This window comes from Vreelandella sp. 2A-K22, assembly GCF_054065485.1.
In genome coordinates, this window is the sequence record NZ_JBSUGC010000001.1 from 1 (window position 1) to 21,106 (window position 21,106).

Annotated in this window: 20 protein-coding genes, 1 rRNA gene and 1 other RNA gene; 9 read left to right on the plus strand and 13 right to left on the minus strand. The window is 56.3% G+C overall.

Annotation, left to right across the window (positions count from 1 at the left end; all coding sequences use genetic code 11):
* Positions 1-117 (minus strand): 16S ribosomal RNA (locus tag ACW17M_RS00005); the annotation flags it as partial.
* Between the two features lie 579 nt (positions 118-696).
* Between ACW17M_RS00005 and ACW17M_RS00010 the strand changes: the two genes are divergently transcribed.
* Positions 697-1,722, plus strand: coding sequence for an aspartate carbamoyltransferase (locus ACW17M_RS00010; RefSeq protein ID WP_027958465.1), 1,026 nt, complete (start codon positions 697-699; stop codon positions 1,720-1,722).
* Between the two features lie 38 nt (positions 1,723-1,760).
* Here the strand turns inward: ACW17M_RS00010 and ruvX are convergent, their stop codons facing one another.
* The 4 genes from ruvX to ACW17M_RS00030 all read right to left on the minus strand — a co-directional run bounded on the left by ruvX (position 1,761) and on the right by ACW17M_RS00030 (position 4,572).
* A complete protein-coding gene (gene ruvX, locus ACW17M_RS00015; RefSeq protein ID WP_022520995.1) occupies positions 1,761-2,216 on the minus strand; it encodes a Holliday junction resolvase RuvX in 456 nt (151 codons plus the stop codon).
* The gene (locus tag ACW17M_RS00020) at positions 2,216-2,773 is read right to left on the minus strand and encodes a YqgE/AlgH family protein (RefSeq protein WP_027958466.1); all 558 of its coding nucleotides are present in this window, start codon (positions 2,771-2,773) and stop codon (positions 2,216-2,218) included. The genes ruvX and ACW17M_RS00020 overlap by 1 nt, the downstream gene beginning before the upstream one ends.
* A 72-nt stretch (positions 2,774-2,845) precedes the next feature.
* Positions 2,846-3,802 (minus strand): glutathione synthase, encoded by a 957-nt coding sequence (gshB, locus tag ACW17M_RS00025; protein WP_027958467.1) that lies wholly within the window; start codon positions 3,800-3,802, stop codon positions 2,846-2,848.
* Between the two features lie 77 nt (positions 3,803-3,879).
* The gene (locus ACW17M_RS00030; protein WP_457546700.1) at positions 3,880-4,572 is read right to left on the minus strand and encodes a CvfB family protein; all 693 of its coding nucleotides are present in this window, start codon (positions 4,570-4,572) and stop codon (positions 3,880-3,882) included.
* A 172-nt stretch (positions 4,573-4,744) separates the two neighbouring features.
* On the opposite strand from ACW17M_RS00030, the gene ACW17M_RS00035 reads away from it, so the two are divergent.
* Together ACW17M_RS00035 and ACW17M_RS00040 are read left to right on the plus strand one after the other, a co-directional pair.
* Positions 4,745-6,373 (plus strand): sodium:solute symporter, encoded by a 1,629-nt coding sequence (locus tag ACW17M_RS00035; protein WP_009286380.1) that lies wholly within the window; start codon positions 4,745-4,747, stop codon positions 6,371-6,373.
* Positions 6,366-6,914, plus strand: coding sequence for a hypothetical protein (locus ACW17M_RS00040; protein ID WP_457546701.1), 549 nt, complete (start codon positions 6,366-6,368; stop codon positions 6,912-6,914). The genes ACW17M_RS00035 and ACW17M_RS00040 overlap by 8 nt, the downstream gene beginning before the upstream one ends.
* A 25-nt stretch (positions 6,915-6,939) precedes the next feature.
* Here the strand turns inward: ACW17M_RS00040 and ACW17M_RS00045 are convergent, their stop codons facing one another.
* Genes ACW17M_RS00045 through ACW17M_RS00055 form a run of 3 tightly spaced genes read right to left on the minus strand, consistent with a single transcriptional unit; the run spans position 6,940 to position 8,684 of the window.
* Positions 6,940-7,704, minus strand: a complete 765-nt coding sequence (locus ACW17M_RS00045) for a 16S rRNA (uracil(1498)-N(3))-methyltransferase (RefSeq protein ID WP_051430501.1) — start codon at positions 7,702-7,704, stop codon at positions 6,940-6,942.
* 15 nt (positions 7,705-7,719) lie between these two features.
* Positions 7,720-8,220, minus strand: a complete 501-nt coding sequence (gene secB / locus ACW17M_RS00050) for a protein-export chaperone SecB (protein WP_027958471.1) — start codon at positions 8,218-8,220, stop codon at positions 7,720-7,722.
* A gap of 41 nt (positions 8,221-8,261) precedes the next feature.
* On the minus strand, positions 8,262-8,684 hold the full coding sequence (locus tag ACW17M_RS00055; protein ID WP_027958472.1) for a rhodanese-like domain-containing protein: 423 nt from the start codon (positions 8,682-8,684) through the stop codon (positions 8,262-8,264).
* A gap of 204 nt (positions 8,685-8,888) precedes the next feature.
* On the opposite strand from ACW17M_RS00055, the gene gpmI reads away from it, so the two are divergent.
* From gpmI to ACW17M_RS00070, 3 genes are all read left to right on the plus strand, one after another.
* Positions 8,889-10,466, plus strand: coding sequence for a 2,3-bisphosphoglycerate-independent phosphoglycerate mutase (gene gpmI / locus ACW17M_RS00060; RefSeq protein WP_041157473.1), 1,578 nt, complete (start codon positions 8,889-8,891; stop codon positions 10,464-10,466).
* Between the two features lie 23 nt (positions 10,467-10,489).
* On the plus strand, positions 10,490-11,608 hold the full coding sequence (locus ACW17M_RS00065) for a murein hydrolase activator EnvC family protein (protein WP_235270462.1): 1,119 nt from the start codon (positions 10,490-10,492) through the stop codon (positions 11,606-11,608).
* A gap of 106 nt (positions 11,609-11,714) precedes the next feature.
* On the plus strand, positions 11,715-13,031 hold the full coding sequence (locus tag ACW17M_RS00070) for a S41 family peptidase (protein ID WP_009286378.1): 1,317 nt from the start codon (positions 11,715-11,717) through the stop codon (positions 13,029-13,031).
* Positions 13,032-13,059: 28 nt separating this feature from the next.
* On the opposite strand, the gene ACW17M_RS00075 is transcribed toward ACW17M_RS00070, so the two are convergent.
* From ACW17M_RS00075 to ACW17M_RS00090, 4 genes are all read right to left on the minus strand, one after another.
* Positions 13,060-14,340: a UbiH/UbiF/VisC/COQ6 family ubiquinone biosynthesis hydroxylase gene (locus tag ACW17M_RS00075; protein WP_041157471.1), complete on the minus strand. Its 1,281-nt coding sequence runs from the start codon at positions 14,338-14,340 to the stop codon at positions 13,060-13,062.
* 41 nt (positions 14,341-14,381) lie between these two features.
* Entirely contained in the window at positions 14,382-15,611 is a 1,230-nt protein-coding gene (gene ubiH, locus ACW17M_RS00080; protein ID WP_027958476.1) for a 2-octaprenyl-6-methoxyphenyl hydroxylase, read from the minus strand.
* 94 nt (positions 15,612-15,705) lie between these two features.
* The gene (pepP, locus tag ACW17M_RS00085) at positions 15,706-17,046 is read right to left on the minus strand and encodes a Xaa-Pro aminopeptidase (RefSeq protein WP_027958477.1); all 1,341 of its coding nucleotides are present in this window, start codon (positions 17,044-17,046) and stop codon (positions 15,706-15,708) included.
* Positions 17,047-17,086: 40 nt separating this feature from the next.
* A complete protein-coding gene (locus ACW17M_RS00090) occupies positions 17,087-17,665 on the minus strand; it encodes a UPF0149 family protein (protein WP_039857873.1) in 579 nt (192 codons plus the stop codon).
* A 181-nt stretch (positions 17,666-17,846) separates the two neighbouring features.
* On the opposite strand from ACW17M_RS00090, the gene ACW17M_RS00095 reads away from it, so the two are divergent.
* The 3 genes from ACW17M_RS00095 to ACW17M_RS00105 all read left to right on the plus strand — a co-directional run bounded on the left by ACW17M_RS00095 (position 17,847) and on the right by ACW17M_RS00105 (position 19,125).
* Positions 17,847-18,146 (plus strand): cell division protein ZapA, encoded by a 300-nt coding sequence (locus ACW17M_RS00095; protein ID WP_022521011.1) that lies wholly within the window; start codon positions 17,847-17,849, stop codon positions 18,144-18,146.
* A 92-nt stretch (positions 18,147-18,238) separates the two neighbouring features.
* Positions 18,239-18,421: non-coding RNA, 6S RNA (gene ssrS, locus ACW17M_RS00100), on the plus strand.
* A 47-nt stretch (positions 18,422-18,468) separates the two neighbouring features.
* Complete coding sequence (locus ACW17M_RS00105) at positions 18,469-19,125, plus strand: 5-formyltetrahydrofolate cyclo-ligase (protein ID WP_009286373.1); 657 nt, start codon at positions 18,469-18,471, stop codon at positions 19,123-19,125.
* A 403-nt stretch (positions 19,126-19,528) separates the two neighbouring features.
* Here ACW17M_RS00105 and ilvA read toward each other — a convergent pair whose 3' ends face one another.
* Positions 19,529-21,043, minus strand: coding sequence for a threonine ammonia-lyase, biosynthetic (gene ilvA / locus ACW17M_RS00110; protein ID WP_009286372.1), 1,515 nt, complete (start codon positions 21,041-21,043; stop codon positions 19,529-19,531).
* Positions 21,044-21,106 lie beyond the last annotated feature (63 nt).

The window sequence follows — 21,106 nt, forward strand, 5'->3', positions numbered from 1 at the left end:
TACTCACCCGTCCGCCGCTCGTCAGCGGGTAGCAAGCTACCCCTGTTACCGCTCGACTTGCATGTGTTAGGCCTGCCGCCAGCGTTCAATCTGAGCCATGATCAAACTCTTCAGTTTAAGATCTATGTGATCCTTACATGTCACCCGAAGGCAACAAAAGCGGATCAAACTTGGCTCAAGGTTCAAACGAATTCATTCAAAACAGATCCCAAAGGACGAATCCTTTAAAACCTTATTGCTTGAGTCGCTTGCCTTGATATTTGGTGATTTGTCACCAACATCAGCAAGCGCCCACATGAATTACCTGATCAAATTGTTAAAGAGCTGTTTCGCTGTGGTGGCTAGCTAATAAACAAACTGGGCCACTCGGCTTGCCGTTGAACTGGCTTGCCTCAGCGAGGAAGGCGTATTCTACGCATTCCGTGGTGTTTGTCAATCGCTGTTTTTTTAGCGAGTGAGGCGAGCGACACAACCTGCTCTAACCTCCTGACAAACCAAGGCTTTTACACCTTATTCACCGCTGGTAACGCTTGGCGTCCCCGGCAGCGGATGCGTACTTTACGGATTCGCTGACGGGTTGGCAAGCGGTTTTGTAGAAAAATTACAAATTCGTCATATTGAGTGGATTAAACCCCTTCGGCGGTACCCTCATTGGCGGTTACACTAGACTCATCTACCACTTTGCTGAGGTCCGCCATGAGCCACCACCTGCTAACAGTCGACTCATTAAACCGTGAAAGCGTTGATCATTTACTGCGTGTGGCTGCACGCATGGAGCCGATTGCTCAACGGCGCCAAGTGACACGAGTGTTGGAAGGGGCGGTACTCGGCAACCTGTTTTTTGAAGCCAGCACTCGTACGCGTGTAAGCTTTAATGCTGCCTTTTGTCGTTTAGGTGGCAGTGTGTGTGACACCACGGGCTTCACTTTCTCCTCTATGGCGAAGGGAGAGTCACTATATGACACCAGCCGTGTAATGAGTGGCTACTGCGACGCCATTGTAATGCGCCACCCCGACCAGGGCTCGGTGGCTGAGTTTGCCGCGGCGACGAATGTACCGGTTATTAATGGTGGCGACGGCCCCGGGGAGCACCCCAGCCAAGCACTACTTGACCTTTATACGATTGATAAAGAGTTTCAGCGCCTAGGTAAATCACTGACCGGTGCGCATATTTTACTCACCGGCGACTTGAAGTACGGCCGTACCGTACATTCACTGATTAAGCTTTTATCCCTCTATGACCCGCTGCGCATTACCCTGGTGTCGCCGCCGGGCCTTGAGATGCCTTCCAAGCTGATTGACTTAGTAGCCTCTCGCGGCCACCGCATTGAGCAGCGCGATTCTCTCGCTAGTGATTTTGCCGATTTAGATGTGGTGTACACCACACGGATACAGAAGGAACGCTTTACCGACGAGATGAATGAGAGCTTTCAGGGGCTCTCTGACGACTTTATGGTTAACCGCGATTTTCTCGATCACCGCTGCAGCCAAAGCACCATTGTGATGCACCCGCTACCCAGGGATAGCCGCCCCGGCGCGAATGATTTAAACGTCGACCTTAACGGCGATCCGCGTCTGGCGATTTTCCGCCAAACCGATAACGGTATCCCCATGCGAATGGCGATTTTCGCGACACTGCTCAATGTCGATGAGCTAATCGAAAAAGAGCTACGCCCCGTGCGCTGGTACGTACCCACCCAAACGGGCACGCTGGATCGTTAAAGCGCAAAAGTTTAAGGGTAGGAATTTCAAGGTAGAACTTATAGAGAAAGGCGCCCGCCAGGCAAGCCTTCCTGGTGGGCGAACCAGCCTTCAAGAATAAGAATAGCCGCAATGCCATCGACACTGTCTTGACGATAATTGCCTTTATGGCCCGCCTCGCGAGCGATTAGCTTAGCTTCTCGCGTGGTGCCACGCTCATCGACCATTTCACACGGTTTACCAAAACGGCCATGCAAACGATTACCGAACTTGCGAGCGCGAGTGCTCATATCTGACTCGCTACCATCCATATTCAACGGTAATCCCACCACTAACAGATCCGGCTGCCACTCGTTAAGTAGCCGTGACACGACATTCCAATCGGGAATCCCATCCCTTGCCGTCAGCGGAGTGAGCTCGCGCGCACTGCGCAGCAGCTCGTTGCCCACCGCCACACCAATACGCCGAGTGCCGTAGTCAAAGGCCAGGATTAAGCGCTGCCCCGCTTCGGCCATCAGGCGTGCCCCGCGTCTCGGGTCATTAGGTTAAGATCAATACCGAGTAAACCAGCCGCCGCGGTTAAGCGCTCAACGGGCGGGGTATTGAAGAGCACGTTGCTCTCGGCTTCTACCGTTAGCCAGCTGTTCTCCTTCAACTCCTCTTCCAATTGCCCGACTTCCCAGCCCGCGCAGCCTAAGCAGACTAAAAAGTGCTCTGGCCCCTCGCCAGCGGCAAAGGCCTGAAGAATATCCAGCGAGGTGGTCAGCGCAATACCGTCCTCCACCTGGATACTCGAGTCCCACTGCTGACTATCGCCGACATGCAGAATGAAGCCACGGTCTTTATGCATAGGCCCGCCATAATAAACCGGCGCATTACGATGTGGGCTTGTTTCACCGCCTAATTCCAGCTGATCAAACAGCGCCTCAAGCGTGATCTCTAACGGTCGGTTAGTAATCACCCCCATGCAGCCGTTGTTATCGTGATCGCAAAGATAGATCAGACTACCGGCAAAATTAGGATCTTCTAAATGCGGCATAGCCATTAGAAAGTGATGTTTCAAACTTTGCATGCGTCTCCCACTGCCTGCTGGCATCTCAGCAGACATAGCGTAATAAGTGTCATTATAAGAGTGAAGCCGTGCCTAGGCTAAGCGGCGCTCGATGGCATCCAGCAGTAAACCGGCAATATTGGTGCCCCGCTGATCATCAATTTCACGCACACAGGTGGGGCTGGTGACGTTGATTTCAGTAATATAGTCACCGATGACATCGAGGCCGACAAACATTAAGCCTTTGTCCCGAATCATGGGCTGTACCTGCTGAATTAGCCAGCGATCACGATCAGTAAGCTCGCGACTCACGCCCCGCCCTCCGGCAGCTAGATTGCCACGAGTCTCGCCCGCAGAGGGTATACGCGCCAGTCCAAAAGGAACGGGCTCACCATCGACTAACAGAATACGCGTATCGCCATTCTTAATTTCCGGCAGGTAGCGCTGGGCCATAATTTGCCGCTGCCCGCGCAAGGTAAGCTGCTCAATGACCGCGCCGATATTACGGCCTTCCGGGCCAATATGAAAAATGCCGGTACCGCCCATGCCATCCAGTGGCTTGAAGATTACATCGCCGTGCTCCGCATGGAAGGCGCGCAGTACATCGTCGCGGCTGGCCACAAGCGTCGGCGCGCAGCACTGAGGAAACTGTTGCGCAAACAGCTTTTCATTACACTGCAACAGCGCTGCCGTGGGGTTAACCACCAGCACACCCTCACGCTCAGCAAAACCTAATAAATGCACGGCGTTAGTGAAATCGGCATCGACGGGCGGATCTTTACGCATCAGCACCACATCCAGCTCAACCATTGGACGCGCAGAGGGCTCGCCCAGGTCGTACCAGTGGTTCGGATCACGATGCACCGTTAACGGCCGCATACGTGCGTAGGCTTGCCCTGCATTCAAGAAAAGGTCTTCCTGCTCCATATAGTGCAGGGTGTAACCGCGCTCCTGGGCGGCCCATAGCATGGCCATGGTGGTGTCTTTCTTGTAAGCGATGTCGCTGATGGGATCCATCACAACGCCGAGATGCAGATTTGATTGGCTCATCGGGGGCACTATCCAAACATAAACAATTGATGCTCAGTATGCCGTACTGCTCGCCCGGCTCCAACTGCCCCCGCTAACTACTCGCTAAGCGCGCCGGGCACTAAGCGGATAGCTCCAGATTCTAGGGTAATCAGCTGCTGCTTATAAAGCCGCCCAATGGCCTGTTTATAGGCGCTTTTACTCACCCCTAAACGGGCTTTAACTTCATGAGCAGGGCTTTTATCCCCCAGCGCCAAATAGCCGCCGCTTTCACGCAATACCTGCAGTATCTTATCGCCCACCACATCCAAACGAGCCGCACCTGGCGGTAGCAGCGAGATATTTAGGCGACCATCTTCACGACGCTGCTTTACGTAGCCCTTGACTGATTGACCACGGCGCAATGGCTGGGTGACGTCGTCCTGGTAAATAAGCCCCCAGTAGCGGTGATTCACCACCACCTTCATACCCAGATCAGTACGCTCCGCCACTATGACGGCGACTTCGTCACCCTTTTCCATGGCCCAGGCGTCATCGGTCAAAAAACGATCCAGCTTCATCGACGCCACTGGCCGCCCCTGGTCGTCGCTATACAGCATGACCAGTACACGTTTGCCGGGATCAGGGCGGAACTGCTGCTCACTAAACGGCAGCAACACATCCTTCGGCTGCCCCCATTGCAAAAACGCCCCGATGTTATTGACGGCCGTGACCGTTAGGTACGCCACTTCTCCCAACTGGGCGGCTGCATCGCTGGCGGATCGGGGGGATGAGTGTGACTCACGCACCATGGGTAACGTCCTTCAAGAAAATAGACCAACATTATGGTGCCTGACACCCACAGGGCAAAGCGAGATAGCATTTTTTAGTGGTTGAAAGCATGCCTGACGCCTGAAAAAGCAAACACTCCACAACCTGCTACTCTCAAAAACACTAGACAAAATTAGGCGTAAGGGGGCGAACATGGAAGGGTTCACGCTTTTTGATACGATCGTTTTGATTGGTTACATCAGCTTAATAGCCTGGATTGGTTCACGCTTCGGCAAAGATCAGCATAACCCCGAAGACTATTTTCTAGGCGGACGCAAAATTCCCGGCTGGGCCATCGGTCTTTCGGTCATGGCGACCCAAGCCAGCGCGATCACCTTTATCGGGGCGCCGGGCTGGGGCTTCGAGGGAGGCCTTGAACGCCTGGTGACGTTTATCAATGTGCCCTTGGCCATGATTGTGTTGATTTTGGTGCTGGTACCTATTTTCCACCGCGCGGGCATCTACAGTATTTACGAACTGCTGGAGCGCCGTTTCGGCCCAGCGACGCGAACCCTCACAGCCCTGCTGTTTCTGATTGCCCGCGGCCTAGCCACTGGCGTGGTGCTCTATGCGCCAGCGCTCGTGCTTGCAGTGGTGACCGGCTGGAGCGTTAACCTCACCATTATCATTATGGCGGTACTGGCCATCACCTATACCGTGATGGGCGGTATCAGCGCGGTAATTTGGACCGATGTGGTGCAAATGTTCGTACTCTGGCTTGGTGCACTGTTAAGCATCTTCTTTTTAGTGACCAGCCTGCCTGGCGGTTGGGGCGATGTCTTCGACTTCGGCGCGGCCAGCGGCATGTTCAACGCCATCGATTTATCCTTCGACCCCAGCGTAACCTACTCGCTATGGGCAGGCTTACTCGGCGGTTTTTTCCTCCATGTGGCCTACTTCGGCACTGACCAGAGCCAAATCCAGCGAGTGCTCTCAAGCCCATCAGTGCTCGATGCTCAGCGCTCGCTGCTGATTGGCGGCTACCTGCTGATTCCGCAGATGCTGCTGTTTCTATTTATTGGCATCATCTTGGCCGCCTATTACCAGCAGCATGGGCTAACGCCCCCCGAGGATCTCAATGAACTGCTACCCCGCTATGTCGTCAGCGCCTTTCCCTCAGGCATGGCGGGACTAGTCATTGCCGGGGTGTTTGCCGCGGCGATGTCGAGTCTCGACTCGGCGCTCAACTCGCTTTCGGCGGTAACCGTGCGGGATTTTTATAGTCGCTATATCAACCCCAATGCCAGCGATGCTCATTATCTGAAAGCATCACGCACGGCCACCATTTTCTGGGGGCTTTATGCCACCCTGTTTGCTTTCTTCGCCGGTAATCTTGGCCCTGTGATCGAGGCGGTCAACCAAATCGGCTCGTGGTTTTACGGGGCGCTACTAGGTACCTTCCTATTGGCTATTTTTAGCCACCGCTCCAACGCACGGGGAGCGATGGCCGGACTGATTGCCGGCATGCTCTCCGTATGGGCCGTGTCTGCGCTCCTCGATATCTCGTGGCTGTATAACAACACGGTGGGGGTAGCGGTTTCGATGAGCGTTGGCTATCTCGTTAGCCTAACAGCAACCGCACCCAGCCAAGATCAGCTAAGCGATGTGATGATGACCGAAGCCGCGCCGGATATGCAGGCCGTATTGGCCGCAAGAGCCGATAACGCCCAGGTGATTGGTCAAGAGGCACGGTTGACGCGCCGTCGCTGTATCGGCCTATTCGCTTGGTTTTGTCTCATACTGGGCATGCTAGCGCTGCTGCAGGGGTGGGCAAATGGCTGAACGCTTAACACTTGCGCGGCGGATTGAAGAAGATGCTGCTAAACGGTGCTTACAGCGCCTTGGCGCGACGGCTTGCGAACCTGCCTGGGTTGGCCTCTGGGCGGCACCGCTAGGCCTATCGAATGGTGCAGCGGGTGCTTGGTTACTGTGTGCTAAGGAAATGCGCCGTGCACTACTACTAGTGGGCACCGAACTACCCACCCAGGCCGAAGAACCCAGCTCAGCACTTAACATTGATAGCGGCTTACCGCCAACGCCAGAAGCACTGGACCAGCTGTGGCTATGGGAGCGCATGGCGACACCACGCCACTGGCGAATTCAAGTGCTGGATAGCGCCCCAACGCCGATATGGCTGCCCTGCTATCTGGGCTATGCGCAAGGCCGACAACACCGCTTGCTGGTGATCAGTGGGCTATCAGGTGAACCGCTGCCGATGCTTAAACCCATCGTGCTTAAGGGCCTTCAGCAGGCATATCGAAATGGGCCGGAATCAGAGACAAAGAGCTCAGGGGCAAGCAAGCGAAGGGGAAAAGCAGTTTGACAAGGCTTCGATTGATAGTAAGTACTTACAAATCACCAAAGTAGTGCTGCAGCAACGAAAGCGCCACCACCGGTGCCGTCTCCGTACGCAAAACCCGTGGGCCAAGAGTCAGCGGCGTAAAGTCAGCGGTTTGGGCAGCGGCGATATCACTCTCGCTTAAACCGCCTTCAGGGCCGATAAGCAGCGCTACCGAAGCCGGTCGGTCTTGGCGATCAAACGCATTGCCGGTCGCTAGATGCAGCATCAAGCGCAGCGGCTCCTGGCGCTCTTCAAGCCATGCTGATAACGGCATCGGTGAATGCACTTGGGGCACCACCGCACGGCCACTCTGCTCGCAGGCACTGGCCGCCACTGCCTGCCAGTGGGCGAGCTTTTTATCTTCACGGTCGCCCTTTAAGCGCACATCACCGCGCTCGGTATACAGTGGAGTAATTGCCGCAACGCCCAACTCGACGGCCTTCTGAATGGCATAATCCATTCGGTCGCCTTTAGAGATGGCCTGGCCTAAATGGACAGACAGCGGCGATTCACCACTGCCCGACCATACCGCTTCGACCCGCACGAGCGTCTGCTTGCGGCTAACGTCCGCCAAGCGCACCCCCGCCTCAAGACCTTGGCCATCAAATAGCACCAACGGTGCACCTTCGCCCATGCGCAACACGCGGGTGATATGACGCACCGGGCCGTCAGGCAATGCAAGTTCTCTGCCTGCTACGAAAGCAGCAGGCACATAGAGACGTGGCATTTTGCCATGCAGGGCGTACCAATCAGCGGCGTGCGTTTCTGACATGGCTTTTGGCATCGCTTAGTGAGTGTTTTCGGCGGCTTGCTTAGCTTCGCGCTGCTTACGCTGGGCGTACATCGCTTCGAAGTTAACCGGTGCCAGCATCAGTGGCGGGAAACCACCACGGTTGACCAGGTTATCCACGCACTCGCGGGCGTAGGGGAACAGCAGGTTAGGGCAGAAAGCGCCTAGGGTTTGATCCAACTGCGCACCTTCAATACCGGCAATACGGAAAAGGCCCGCTTGCTCCACTTCCGCCAGGAAAGAGGTGGTACCGGTTTCGTTGTCGTTCACCTGGGCAGTAACTTTGACCACCACTTCATACTGGTCATCAGCAATTTTAGTGCTGGTGGTATTAAGATCCAGGTTCACCTTGGGTTTGAACGCCTGCTTAAACACCGAAGGTGAATTGGGCGCTTCAAACGAAATATCTTTTACATAAATACGCTGCAGCGAGAATTTGAGCTGCGGTTTTTCGTCCGCCGCGGCACCAGCCTGCGGGGTGTTGTTATCTTCCGCCATGAGAAAACTCCTGATTGTTCATTAAATAAAGGTAGCGTTGCTTACTTTTTAACCACCGGAAGGCCGTCGCCTTGCCACTGCGCCATACCGCCTCTCAACTTGTAAGCACGCTCAAAGCCTGCTTTGGTGAGCTTGGCCTGTGCGGCGCCAGAACTCTGACCGTGCTTGCAAACCACGATGACCGGCTGGGCTTTTACTTTATCCAGTTCGCTCATGCGGCTATCGAGGTTGCTCTGCGGAATGTTGCGCGCCCCCGCGATATGCCCGGCTTTGAAGTCTTTGTTTTCACGGATATCCAGCACCACCGCGTCTTCGCGGTTGATAAGCTGAGTGGCCTGCGAGGCAGTCAGTGCATTCGTGGCGGCGCTGCGCGTTTCATAAATAATCCACGCTATCAGCACCAGCAAAAATGCCCCAACTAGCAGGGGGTGGTTCTGTACGAATTCGAACACCTGATCGATCATCGCGAACACAATCTCTTGGTCTATGCAGAAAAAAGCGGCCTAACCGCTGCCAAAACGCGACAAGTATACACGTCAGATAGCTTCCCGCGCAGGCCTAACTCATGACGCCTGGCAGTTGCCTGCGTTATGATGCCCCAAGCGTGCGCCTGTCGCGACCCCGAATTTTCGAGTCGTTCGGCTTGCCAATCTTAACGAGGTTTTTTTATGGATACTTCTCGCACCCCGCGCCCCGTGGCGCTGATTATTCTCGACGGCTACGGCCACAACCCCGAGAGCGACCATAATGCGGTGGCCGCTGCCCATACGCCGACAATGGATAAACTGTGGGAAAGCCGCCCTCACGCCTTCGTTCACACCGATGGCCTTAACGTGGGGCTTCCCGATGGCCAGATGGGCAACTCTGAAGTTGGCCATATGAATATTGGTGCCGGACGTATCGTTTATCAGGACTTTACCCGTATCAGCAAGGCGATTGAAGACGGCGACCTGGATGTTAATGACAACCTCACCCAGCCGATTGACGAGGCTGTCGCCAATGGCCGGCCGGTACACTTGATTGGCCTGCTCTCCCCCGGCGGCGTCCACAGCCATGAAGACCACTTTATTGCCATGGCCGAACTTGCGGCACGCCGTGGGGCCCAGCGTATTTTTATTCATGCCTTTCTCGATGGTCGTGATATGCCACCGCAAAGTGCGCTGGCCTCGATAGAGCGCGCCAATGCTCGCCTGGCCGAGCTGGTGGGCGCTGACAATGGCTTTGTCGCCTCGATTATTGGCCGTTTCTACGCCATGGATCGCGACAACCGCTGGGAGCGCGTCGAGCAGGCCTACCGTCTGCTTACCGATGGCCAAGCAGAGTACTACGCCACCAGCGCTGAAACCGCACTGCGTGACGCCTATCAGCGTGGTGAAACCGATGAATTTGTGGCGGCTAGCAGCATACCGCTCAAAGACGGTTCCAAAGAAAAAGCAGTTACTTTGCAGGATGGCGATGCAGCGATTTTCCTTAACTTCCGCTCCGACCGCGCCCGTGAGTTAACTCGTGCCTTTGCCGAGCCGGATTTCAACGGTTTCGAGCGGCGGGCATGCCCTAAGCTTGCCGGTAAAGGGCTGGTAATGATGACCCAGTACGCCGCTGACATTCCTGCGCCTGCCGCCTTCCCGCCATCGGATCTCAATGACACCCTGGGGGAGGTCGTCGCCAAGCGTGGCTTGAAACAGCTGCGTATTGCCGAAACCGAAAAGTATCCCCACGTGACGTTCTTCTTTTCAGGCGGTAACGAAGCCGAGTACGAAGGCGAAGAGCGCATCCTCGTGCCCTCTCCCCGTGATGTGCGCACCTACGACGAAAAACCTGAAATGAGCGCCTTTGAGATTACCGATAAGCTTGTCGATGCCATTGACGGCGGCAGCTTCGACCTGATCGTTTGTAACTACGCCAACGGTGATATGGTCGGCCACACCGGCGACTTCAATGCGGCGGTAAAAGCCATTGAGACCGTCGATACCTGCGTGGGTCGTGTCGTTGAAGCCATCGAGCGTGCAGGCGGCGCCTGCTTAATTACCGCCGACCACGGTAATGCCGAACAGATGGTTCATCCCGAAACCGGCGCACCGCAAACCGCCCACACCACCTTTGTGGTGCCGCTTATTTACGTCGGCGAACGTGCGGCCTCGCTTGAAGAGGGCAAACTATGCGACCTGGCCCCCACGCTGTTGACCATGATGGATCAGAAACAGCCCGAGGCGATGACGGGTAAACCACTGATCCATTATAAGTAATGTCTAATCGGTGCTATTTGGCAATGACCCTCCTGCTGGCGATAAGTTATGCGCCAGCAGGCTTCGCCCAGCAGGATGAAAGTGCGGCGCGCCGGCAGTTGGATGCGATTGGCCAAGAGATCGAGTCCGTTGCCCAACGCCTCAGCGCCACTGGCGAGGCCCGCGATAGCGCCGAACGCGAGCTCAAGGAAGTCGAAACCAAGCTTGCCGAGACTCATCAGCGCTTAGACACGCTACAAGCTGAGCGCCGCCAGTTGAATGATGAAACGACCCAGCTCCGTCAACATCGTGACCGACTGGAGAGCGAGCGTGCCGATCAATATGCAGCCTTGGGCCAGCAGCTCTCAGCGCTTTACCGCCTTGGCCCAACGCCGCAGCTCAAACTGCTGCTTAACCAGGGCGACCCGTCCGAGCTTGATCGTATGCAGGCGTATATGAATCGGCTGACCGAAGCACGCAATCGCCGCTTAAATGCTATCGCCCGCCTCGATACGGCGCTCTCCGATACTCAGGAGGAACTAAGCGAGCGGCAGGCCCGCCTCGATACGCTGGCCGACGAGTTAGAAGAGCAAAGCGCGCTGTTAGCCCAACGCACCACCGAACGGCGAGGCGTTGTTTCCAATCTGGATGACCGCTACGGAAGCGAAGAGGAGCGGCTGGCCGACCTCAATCAGAGCCGCGAAGAGGCCGAAAGGGTACTCCGTAATATCCAGGCGGAGATGGCAAAACTTGCTGAACCCACGCCTACTACGCATATTGTAAGCACCCAAGGTGATTTGCCTTGGCCGGTACAGGGTTCAATCAGCAGCAGTTTTCACCATCGCGACGGCGTGCACTATAACGGTATTGTGATTCAGGCCAGCGCGGGCACCCCGGTCACTGCCGTACACACTGGCCGGGTGGTATTCGCTGACTGGATGCGGGGGTTTGGTAACTTGTTGATTATCGACCACGGTGACCAGATCATGACGCTGCATGCTCACCTGCAACAGTTTAGCGTCAGGCCTGGTCAGCAGGTCAGTCGCGGTGATGAAATTGGTCGCGTAGGTGATAGCGGTGGTCAAACCCGCGCGGCGCTCTACTTCGAAGTTCGCCGCGGGGGTGAACCAATTAATCCACAGCGTTGGATTGCGCGTCGCTGACGGGATAAGCTGCATGACTATTGATGTCTCAATGTTCATTTTCAACTAAACACTTTCCACGACAGGGTGCGCGCTATGGCGCCACCTATCGCCCTGCGGAGTCTGCATGACGCTATCAGTTACCGGGGTATCAGCCCCCGCCAAGCGCTTCTTGGCTACCCTGCTCCCGATTGCTTTACTGGCGGCCCCGCTACCGTTGCTCGCCCAGCCAGCCGGTAGCGGTGCAGTGGATGAGCCATCCTACGACCAACTACCCCTGGAAGATATTCAGACCTTCGCCGAGGTGTTTGAGCGCATTAAGCGTGCCTACGTTGAGGAGGTCGATGACAGTACGCTGCTGCGCAACGCTATGCGCGGCATGCTGAGCGAGCTAGATCCCCACTCCGCCTACTTGGATGAGGAGGAGTACCAGAGCCTGCGCGAGTCGACTCAGGGCGAATTTGGCGGCATCGGTATCGAGGTGGGCACCGAGAATGGTCAGCTCATGGTGATTACGCCTATCGACGACACCCCCGCTTCCCGCGCGGGGCTACTTTCTCGCGATATTATCGTCGCCATTGATGGCACCCCCACCGACAGCATGTCGCTGCAAGAGGCCGTCACCCTGATGCGCGGTGAGCCGGGCACCGATCTACGCATTAGCGTGCTGCGTTCAGGCGAAGATTCGCCGCGGGAATTTATTCTGACCCGCGAGGTTATTCGCAGCGAAAGCGTTAAACATGAGCTGCTCGAGCCCGGTTATGGCTACCTGCGCGTTAGTCAGTTTCAGTCGCGCACACCGGAACAGGCGCGCGATGCGCTTGAGCTTATGGCTCGCGAACAGCCTTTAGAAGGGTTGATACTCGATTTACGTAATAACCCCGGTGGGGTGCTACAGGCCGCCGTCGGCATTGCCGACCTGTTCCTGGATGAGGGCTTGATCGTGTATACCGAGGGGCGCCTCTCAGATACCGAAATGTCGTTCTCTGCCTCACCCACCACGCCCGCTGCCGATGTGCCGCTGGTCGTGTTGATCAATGGTGGCAGTGCGTCAGCGGCGGAAATCGTCGCCGGGGCGCTGCAGGATCAGCGGCGTGGTGTGATTATGGGCACCGATAGTTTTGGTAAAGGTTCAGTGCAGCAGATTATGCCACTCGGTAATGGCGAAGGACTCAAACTTACCACGGCGCTCTACTACACTCCCAACGGTCGCTCCATTCAGGCCCAAGGCATTGAGCCCGATGTAGACGTTGTGCGTGGTCGCTTGGAAGTCGCCGAGAGCCGCCGGGAGATTCGTGAAGCCGACCTCGAGGGCCACCTAAGCGCTCAGCAGGCGCCACGGGATCGCCAGGAGATGGCCGAGCGACTACTCAATGATTACCAACTCAGCGAGGCGCTTAATCTGCTTAAAGCACTCAACGTAGTCGACCGTCAACGGCGTTGACGGCAACCTGATTTAACGACAGCCCGGTTTAACGACAGCTAAGCGGCAGGCGGCCGCGCTCCCCGGTCGCCTGCCGCATCAATACCCGTTTTAGCGGCACCAACTGGTTCATGCCACTCATTCCCAGGTTACGCGCCAGCGTCAACGCCGGGTCGTGGCTGCCGAACAGTACTTTAAACCCCTTCATGAGCCCCAGCATGGCGCTGTTATCAAAGCGCCGCCGGCGTTCATAGCGCTTCAAGGTGCTTAACTCTCCCCAGGGCGCACCGCGCTGCCAGGCATACACCACCTCTTCTGCCAAGACCGCCGCATCCATAAGGCCTAAATTGACGCCCTGGCCCGCCAGCGGGTGAATGTTGTGGGCAGCGTCGCCCACCAGAGCAAAATGCGGCTGCACATAGTGGCGGGCATGGCGCTGCACTAACGGAAAACGGTGGGCTTTATCGCAGACCGTTACCTCACCTAGGCGATGACCAAATGCTCTCCCCAGTGCCTCCCCAAGCGCTTCGCGGGGCAGTTCACTCAGTTCAGCGGCGTGCTCCGGCGTGGTTGACCATACGATTGAGCAGTAATGGTCATTCCCTTCCACGGTTAACGGCAGAAACGCCAGTGGGCGACCATCAATAAACGCTTGCCGAGCAGCGCCACCATGGGACTTGGCGCACGTAACGGTGGTTACCACTGCCTCCTGCTGCATATCGTCGCTGGCCACCTCAATACCGGCCATTTCGCGCAGCACCGAGTGGGCACCATCTGCGGCGATGATTAACGGCGCATGTAGCTGTCGCCCATCGTCAAGTATCAGCCAGTCGCCACTTGAGGCTTGCTTTGAAGGATATGAGCTTGGGCGCTGCAGCGCCTGTAGGCGAGCGCCAAAAAATGGGGTGACATTGGGATGCTCAACGACCTGATGATTGAGCGCGGCCAGCGTGACCGCATTCTCAACAATATGGCCCAGTACGGCTACTCCCGCCTCGTCGGCGGAGAAGGCGATTTCACCACTCCCTTCGGCATCCCATACCTGCATGCCTTGGTAGGGCGTTACCCGGGTTTTCTGCATCGCGGGCCAAGCGCCCACATGGGTTAGCAAGCGTTGAGAGACCGGCGTTAACGCGCTAACCCGCGGGGCTGGCAGCTGGCTAGTGGCATTCTCAAGGCTTAACGGCGCGGGCTTTGCCTCAACAAGCGCTACCTGCATGCCCGCCTGGGCTAACAGCGCGCAGAGTGCGGTACCGACCATGCCACCGCCAACAATAATCGCTTCAAAGCTTTCCACTGGCGGCTTCGCAATGGATGAGTCCGTATGCATAGCGTTCCCTTGTTCATATTCATGGCCTAGGATGTATAAGCTTAACGTTCTAAGCCCATGGCGCGTCGAGCCAGCCCTCGCCGCAGGGGCCCAACCAGATTCAAGCCGATTAACCCCGCGGCCCGGGCATTGGGCAACAGCGGGAAGGAGAGCCCGAATAGCCGCACCAGGCCGTCGCTAAAGCGAATCACATTGGCGCGGTCTCGGGAGCGCTGCTTCTCAAAGGCTTGCAGCGTACTCATATCGCCCAACGGCCGCTTGGCCTGCTCACCCTGCTCCAGCGCTTCGACCAGATCCATTACCCCACGCAGGGCCAAGTTGAACCCCTGCCCCGCGACCGGGTGCAAAGCGTGGGCAGCGTTACCCAATACCGCCAGCCCTGGACGCACCGGTTCTTCAGCGGTGACCAGTGAAAGCGGATAAGCGTGCCGGGTGCCGACCCGGGTAAAGCGACCCACTCGGTCGCCAAAGGCACGCTGAAGTTGCAGCAGGAATTCACGCTCGGGAAGCGCCATACGCGCTTGTTCGCTACCACTGGGGTGCGTCCAGATTAGCTCCATGGCCTGGCCGGGGAGCGGCAACAGCGCCATTGGCCCTTGGGAGGTAAAGCGCTCATAAGCGACGCCCATGTGGGGCTGGCTTACCCCCACGTGAGCGATCAGCGCCGTCTGCTGGTAAGATTCATGGCGGCTGCCAATGCCTAACTGCTCTTTAAGACCGGAGCGTCCCCCATCTGCCAATACCGTCAGTCCTGCCTTCAACTGGCTACCGTCTGAGAGATGCAGCTCATGCCCATTAGCTACGGGGGTAAGTAGCTCAACCTTCGCCGGGCAGTGCCACTCCAGCGGCAGTTGGGCAAGCCGTTGGTGCAGCACACGGCCCATCCACGCATTGGGGATTACATGCCCCAGCGCGGCGACGCCCAGCTCGTCAGCGCTCAGCCGTGTCGCTCCTAAGCGGCCTCGCTCACTGATATGAATACGTTTGATAGGCGTGGCCTCATCACGCATCGCTTCCCACACACCCAACTGTTGGAAGCGCTGGGCTGAACCTTCTGCAATCGCACTGGCCCGGGCATCAAAACTGGGCTGCCAGGTCGTTTCCTGTGGCTGAACAGCCATAGGCGCCGACTCAATGATCGCCACACGCCAGCCATAGCGTTCAATCAGCGGCGCCAGGGCGCAGCCTAAGCTGGCGCCTACCAGCCCCCCGCCCACAATCACAATGTCATGCGTCAGCGCTCCCTTAACCGCCTGATTAGACTGCTGCATTGGCTTCTCCCGGCCACGACGCCGACTCATAAAGAGGTAATAATAATTTCGTAACGTAATTTACATAAAGACTTTTATAGACATTGATGACTGGTTACTTTTTAGCCATCAATGCTTCGATTTCAACGACCTGTTTAGGCACGTCGGCGGTCAGTACTTCATGGCCTTCGTTAGTGACGACCACATTGTCCTCAATACGAATACCAATACCCTGATAGGCATCAGGAATATCGTCTTCACTAGGAATATACAGGCCAGGCTCCACGGTGAGCACCATACCTGCAACCAGTGGCCGAGGTGTTTGCTCATCCAACCGGTAAGTGCCGACATCGTGCACATCCAGCCCCAACCAGTGTGACGTTGAGTGCAGGTAAAAACGTCGATAACTCTCATCATCGATGCGCGCCTGAACGTCGCCTTCCAGCAGGCCAAGCTCAATCAGCCCGGCAGTTAAGTCATGCACCACGCCCTGGTGGATATCAGCAAGGGTGGCACCCGGCTGGACGGCACTCACAGCGCGCTGCTGGGCGTTGAGCACCACTTGGTAGAGCGCCCGCTGGGCATCATTGAACTGCCCGGACACCGGGAATGTGCGGGTGATATCACCAGCATATAACTCAAACTCGGCACCTGCATCGATCAGCACCAAGCCGTCTTCACACAGCGGTGCGCTGTTTTCAATATAGTGCAGTACGCAGGCGTTGGCACCGCTCCCCACAATCGTACTGTAGGCAGGGCCACTGGCCCCATGCCAGACAAACTCATGCTCTAACTCTGCCTGGAGCTGAAATTCGCTCAGCCCTGGGCGCGCCACCTGCATGGCGCGCCGGTGAGCATGGGCAGATATCAGTGCCGCATGTCTGAGCAGGGCAATTTCAGCATTGCTTTTGATCAGCCGCATGGCGTGAACCAACGGGCTGATATCCAGCCAACCTTTTAGCGGCGGCCGACCGCGTCTAAGCCCGACCAGGGCTTCATGTAAAGCATCTTCAGCCATGCTGACAGCTTCAGCATTGTCTAGGGGCAGATAAAGTAGCTCACGACCTGCCAACAGTTCAGGTAGCCGCTCATCACGTACTGCGTTTTCAAACGCCTGATCGATGCCGTAATCAGCGACCACGCCTTCGGCACCCAAACGGCGCCCTGTCCAGGCTTCCATGGTGGGGTCGCGATCCTGACAGAACACCACGCTTTCACCTTCAGCGCGTCCTGGTAGCAGCAACAGCAGTGCATCTGGTTCGTGTATGCCCGTCAGGTAGTAAAAATCGCTGTTCTGACGGAAGGCAAATTCACTATCCCGTGAACGGGTCATCAGTCCGGCACCGGGGAGCACCACCGCTGCGTTATCCGGCAGCTGGGCCATTAAGGCGTCACGGCGGTGGCGGTACTCGCCCATACTGATCGCAGGGGGGCGAGGTAACAACGTAGGCAACACAGGGTCGGACAGCATAGCGGCTCCTATCTAGGCAACGGGATTAGTGAACGGGTGCGTCAGTTTGCTCGACTTGCGGCATACCGGGGTGCTGCTCGGTATACAGCAGCATAGCGGCCATGCGGGCATGCTCGGTAAGCGCAAACAGATCGTTTTCGTTTTCGGGGCTGTCGTCGATATCGGTATCTATCCGACCCAGCGCCTGCAAGTCATCAATCGCCTCACGGAGCGCCTGAGACCAACGCTCGCGCAGCTCGTTGTCGGCCACTTCATCGATCACCTCAATAAAGCCCAGCGTCCACTCTTTAAGACCCTGCGCCTGCTCGCCCAGGGAGAACAGCTCGTCGGGTAGCAGTGGGGTATAGTCCAGGTCGCTGGCGCTAAGCGCCTCTACGGTTTGCCGCCGCCAGCCTAATAGCCGCTCGGCACTTGCCTGATCGCGGGGCTGCTCAACACCAAGGCTCTGGCAGACTTCGTCCAACCAAGCCTCTGCATTCACATCGCGTAACGCCAGCAGCGCACATAAGCGGCCATCCAAAAAAGCCGGCGACTGCATGCTGCCATGGAGAAGAAAGACATCTGCGACATCGGAGAAGTCCTGACGCTCATCAATCAATGACATAGTATTTAATAACCTCGTATTTACTGGGCGTGTGGGGGATAGGGTGGCGGCAATGGTACGAGATGCACTCGCCCGCGCGTTGACCGCGCACAAGTGCCTCTCTTATAGTGAGTGACACCTATCTTCCTATGCTGTGATGTTAACGCATTGGGCCCCTTGCTGGCCCGTGCTGGAGTCTTTGATGAGCAACGCCAAGCGGCCAACCAAAGAAATAACCCTATTAGGGCGCGGCTATATCATTGCCTGCGACACGGGCGAAGAAGCCAAACTTGATCGCGCCGCGCGCTACTTAGACCGCGCCATGCAGGGTATCAATGCCCAAAGCAGCGTGCTGGGGAGTGAGCGTGTGGCGATCATGGCGGCCCTCAATATCACCCACGAACTTCTTGAAGCCATGGATGAGCACCGTGCCGGTGAAGAGAGCCTGAACCGTTTAAATGAGCGTCTTGAGCGGGCATTATCCAAAACGCGCCAGTCTTAGGCTTTACCTGAAAGCGCTGTCAACGATCTAAAGACTCGGCGAACGTTTAACCCAGACCTTTGGCATTAGCCGTCGCTCTGTTAGGATGGCGGGGTTCTCTGGGGTGTACGCCAGTCGTTATAGTCCCTCGAGCCTATGCGTAATACCCAGGGGGCCAAATGCTAGCCAGGCCCGTGTGCATGTCCGTGCGTCGGAAAGCCTGACGGTCTGGCTGCGGCCACCCACCTGAACCAGTAGGTTCAGGGCCAGAATGACAGCGGCACTCTGGAGAACACCCAAAGTCTAGGCTATGCGAAAATATAGAGGATAAAAGAATATCTGCATGGAAAGCCTCTATCTGGACGACGATAAGCGCGCGCTCCGCCGCTCTTTACGTCACCAACGCCGAGCCCTTTCTGAGCATGAGCAACGCCTTGCGGCACAGCGCTTGTGCCAACGATTGAAAACCCTGCCTGAAATACGCCGCGCACGGCGCTTAAGTCTTTATCTGCCTGTCAACGGCGAAATCGATCCTACCCCGCTTATTCCCTGGCTACGTCAGCGTAACGTCAATATTTATCTCCCGGTTTTACGTCCGTTTAGCGCTAACCGCCTGTGGTTTGTTGCCTACCGTCCTGACACCCCAATGATAAAAAACCGTTTTGGTATTTGGGAGCCTGACGTGAGATTCAGTGCCCAGCGGCGTAATCGGCTGCCCACTTGGGCGCTAGATACGCTGATTGTGCCGCTAGTCGGATTTGATGCTAATGCAAACCGCATGGGCATGGGGGGTGGATTTTACGACCGCAGCTTAGCGTTCATGCACCGCCCCGGCCCATCGCCTACTTTGATTGGCGTCGCCCATGCCTGCCAACAGGTGGCTTCTCTGCCTGTGGAGCCATGGGATGTGCCTTTACAGGTGGTGGTCAGTGACCAAGGCTACGTTCGCCGGCAATCGCTGTCCTTAAAAACTGGCCATAAAAAAGGGCTGACCCCATAAAGGATCAGCCCCTCTCGTCTGCTATCTGTCACCTTGCGGGGAATTAGCTTCCCGACAACGCCTGCGCATAGCCGGTAGCCAGCACTCCTAATGCAAATACCACCATCAACGCCATTACCATATCAGGCTTCTTCCGCCGCATGCCGCTTCTCCAACACCTTTACCGTTGCCGAATGTGCTAAATCCACCACACTTTACGGTTTCAAAAGGGTGGCAGATTTGCTTAATTTCGTTCACGACTATAGGGCTATTAGGCCATCGTTGACAACTAGTTTAGCGACCTTTTTTAGCCTCATTTCTGAGGATTAAGTTACGTTATGTTACTAGCAGCTCTGACGTTAAAGGTAAGCAACCACTTACACACAACTATTTACGCACGTCTTATGCTTACCTCAGGGCAGCGCTAAGCCATAAATAATCGGTAGGCCGGATTATCGCTTTCACGCCAGTAACGGTAGCCGATGGCATCTAAGTACTCTGCCACATGAGTACGGTCACCGTTTGGGACTTGCATTCCCACCAACACTCGGCCGTAGGCAGCGCCATGGTTGCGATAATGAAATAGCGAGATGTTCCAGTCGTGTGGCAACTGCGTCAAAAAGTTCATCAGCGCACCGGGGCGCTCGGGGAACTCAAAACGGTATACCTCTTCTTCGAAACGTTCGCTGGGGCGGCCACCACTTAGGTGACGAATATGCAGTTTCGCCAGCTCATTGTCAGTCAAGTCTTCTACTTGATAGCCACTCTCACGCAGCTTGTCGATCACTGCCTGTCGATCTTCACCGCCGGGCTTAACCTGCACGCCTACATAGATATGCGCTTCACTGCTGTCAGCGTAGCGATAGCTAAACTCGGTCACCATACGCTTGCCTAGCGTGCGGCAAAACTTCTTAAAGCTACCGGGTTTCTCGGCAATGGTCACCGCCAGGATCGCTTCACGCTGCTCGCCTAGTTCCGTGCGCTCGGCAATGTGCTGTAGGCGATCAAAATTGGTATTGGCGCCTGAGTTAATGCACAGCAGCGTCTCGCCTTCGGCACCGGTCTGCTGCACGTATTTTTTTAGCCCTGCCAGCGAGAGCGCGCCAGAGGTTTCCGCCACGGCACGGGTATCTTCAAAAATATCTTTCACCGCTGCACACATTTCATCGGTATTGACGGTGATAACGCCGTCAATCAGATCTTTGATCAACGAAAACGGCACCTCGCCAATTTGTGCCACCGCGACGCCTTCGGCAAATACACCCACTTGCTCGAGCACCACACGCTCACCCGCCTCTAAGGCGGCTTTGAGGCAGGCGCTGTCTTCGGCTTCGACACCGATTACTTTGATATCCGGGCGGAGGTACTTCACATAGGCCGCGACACCGGCGATCAAACCACCGCCGCCAACCGGCACGAAGATGGCGTCTAAGCGCCCAGCGTGTTGGCGCAGAATTTCCACGCCGATGGTGCCTTGACCGGCCACCACATCAATATCGTCAAACGGCGGAATATAGGTGTAACCGTGCTCTTTGATCAGCTCTTGAGCATGCTCGGCTGCAGCAGCGAAGGCATCCCCTTTGAGGATGACCTTGGCGCCCCGGGCGCGCACCGCCTGCACTTTGATATCGGGGGTAATACGCGGCATCACAATGACGGCTTTGACACCCATCAGCTTCGCGGCCATGGCCAGCCCTTGAGCATGGTTACCGGCGGAAGCGGCAATCACGCCTTTATCTTTTTGATCCTGGGTGAGCTGCGCCATTTTGTTATAAGCGCCACGGATTTTGAACGAAAACACCGGCTGTAGATCTTCGCGCTTAATCAAAATCTGGTTGTTGAAACGACGCGACAAAAAGGGTGCAGGGGAAATCGGGGTCTCACAAGCGGCTTCATAAACGCGGGCTTGGAGGATCTTTTTGACGGTTGCTTCGAGCATGCGGGTATCCCAAGGGAAGAACGTGAACGGACAAAGCTTTTATTGGTAGCAGATTACGTATAG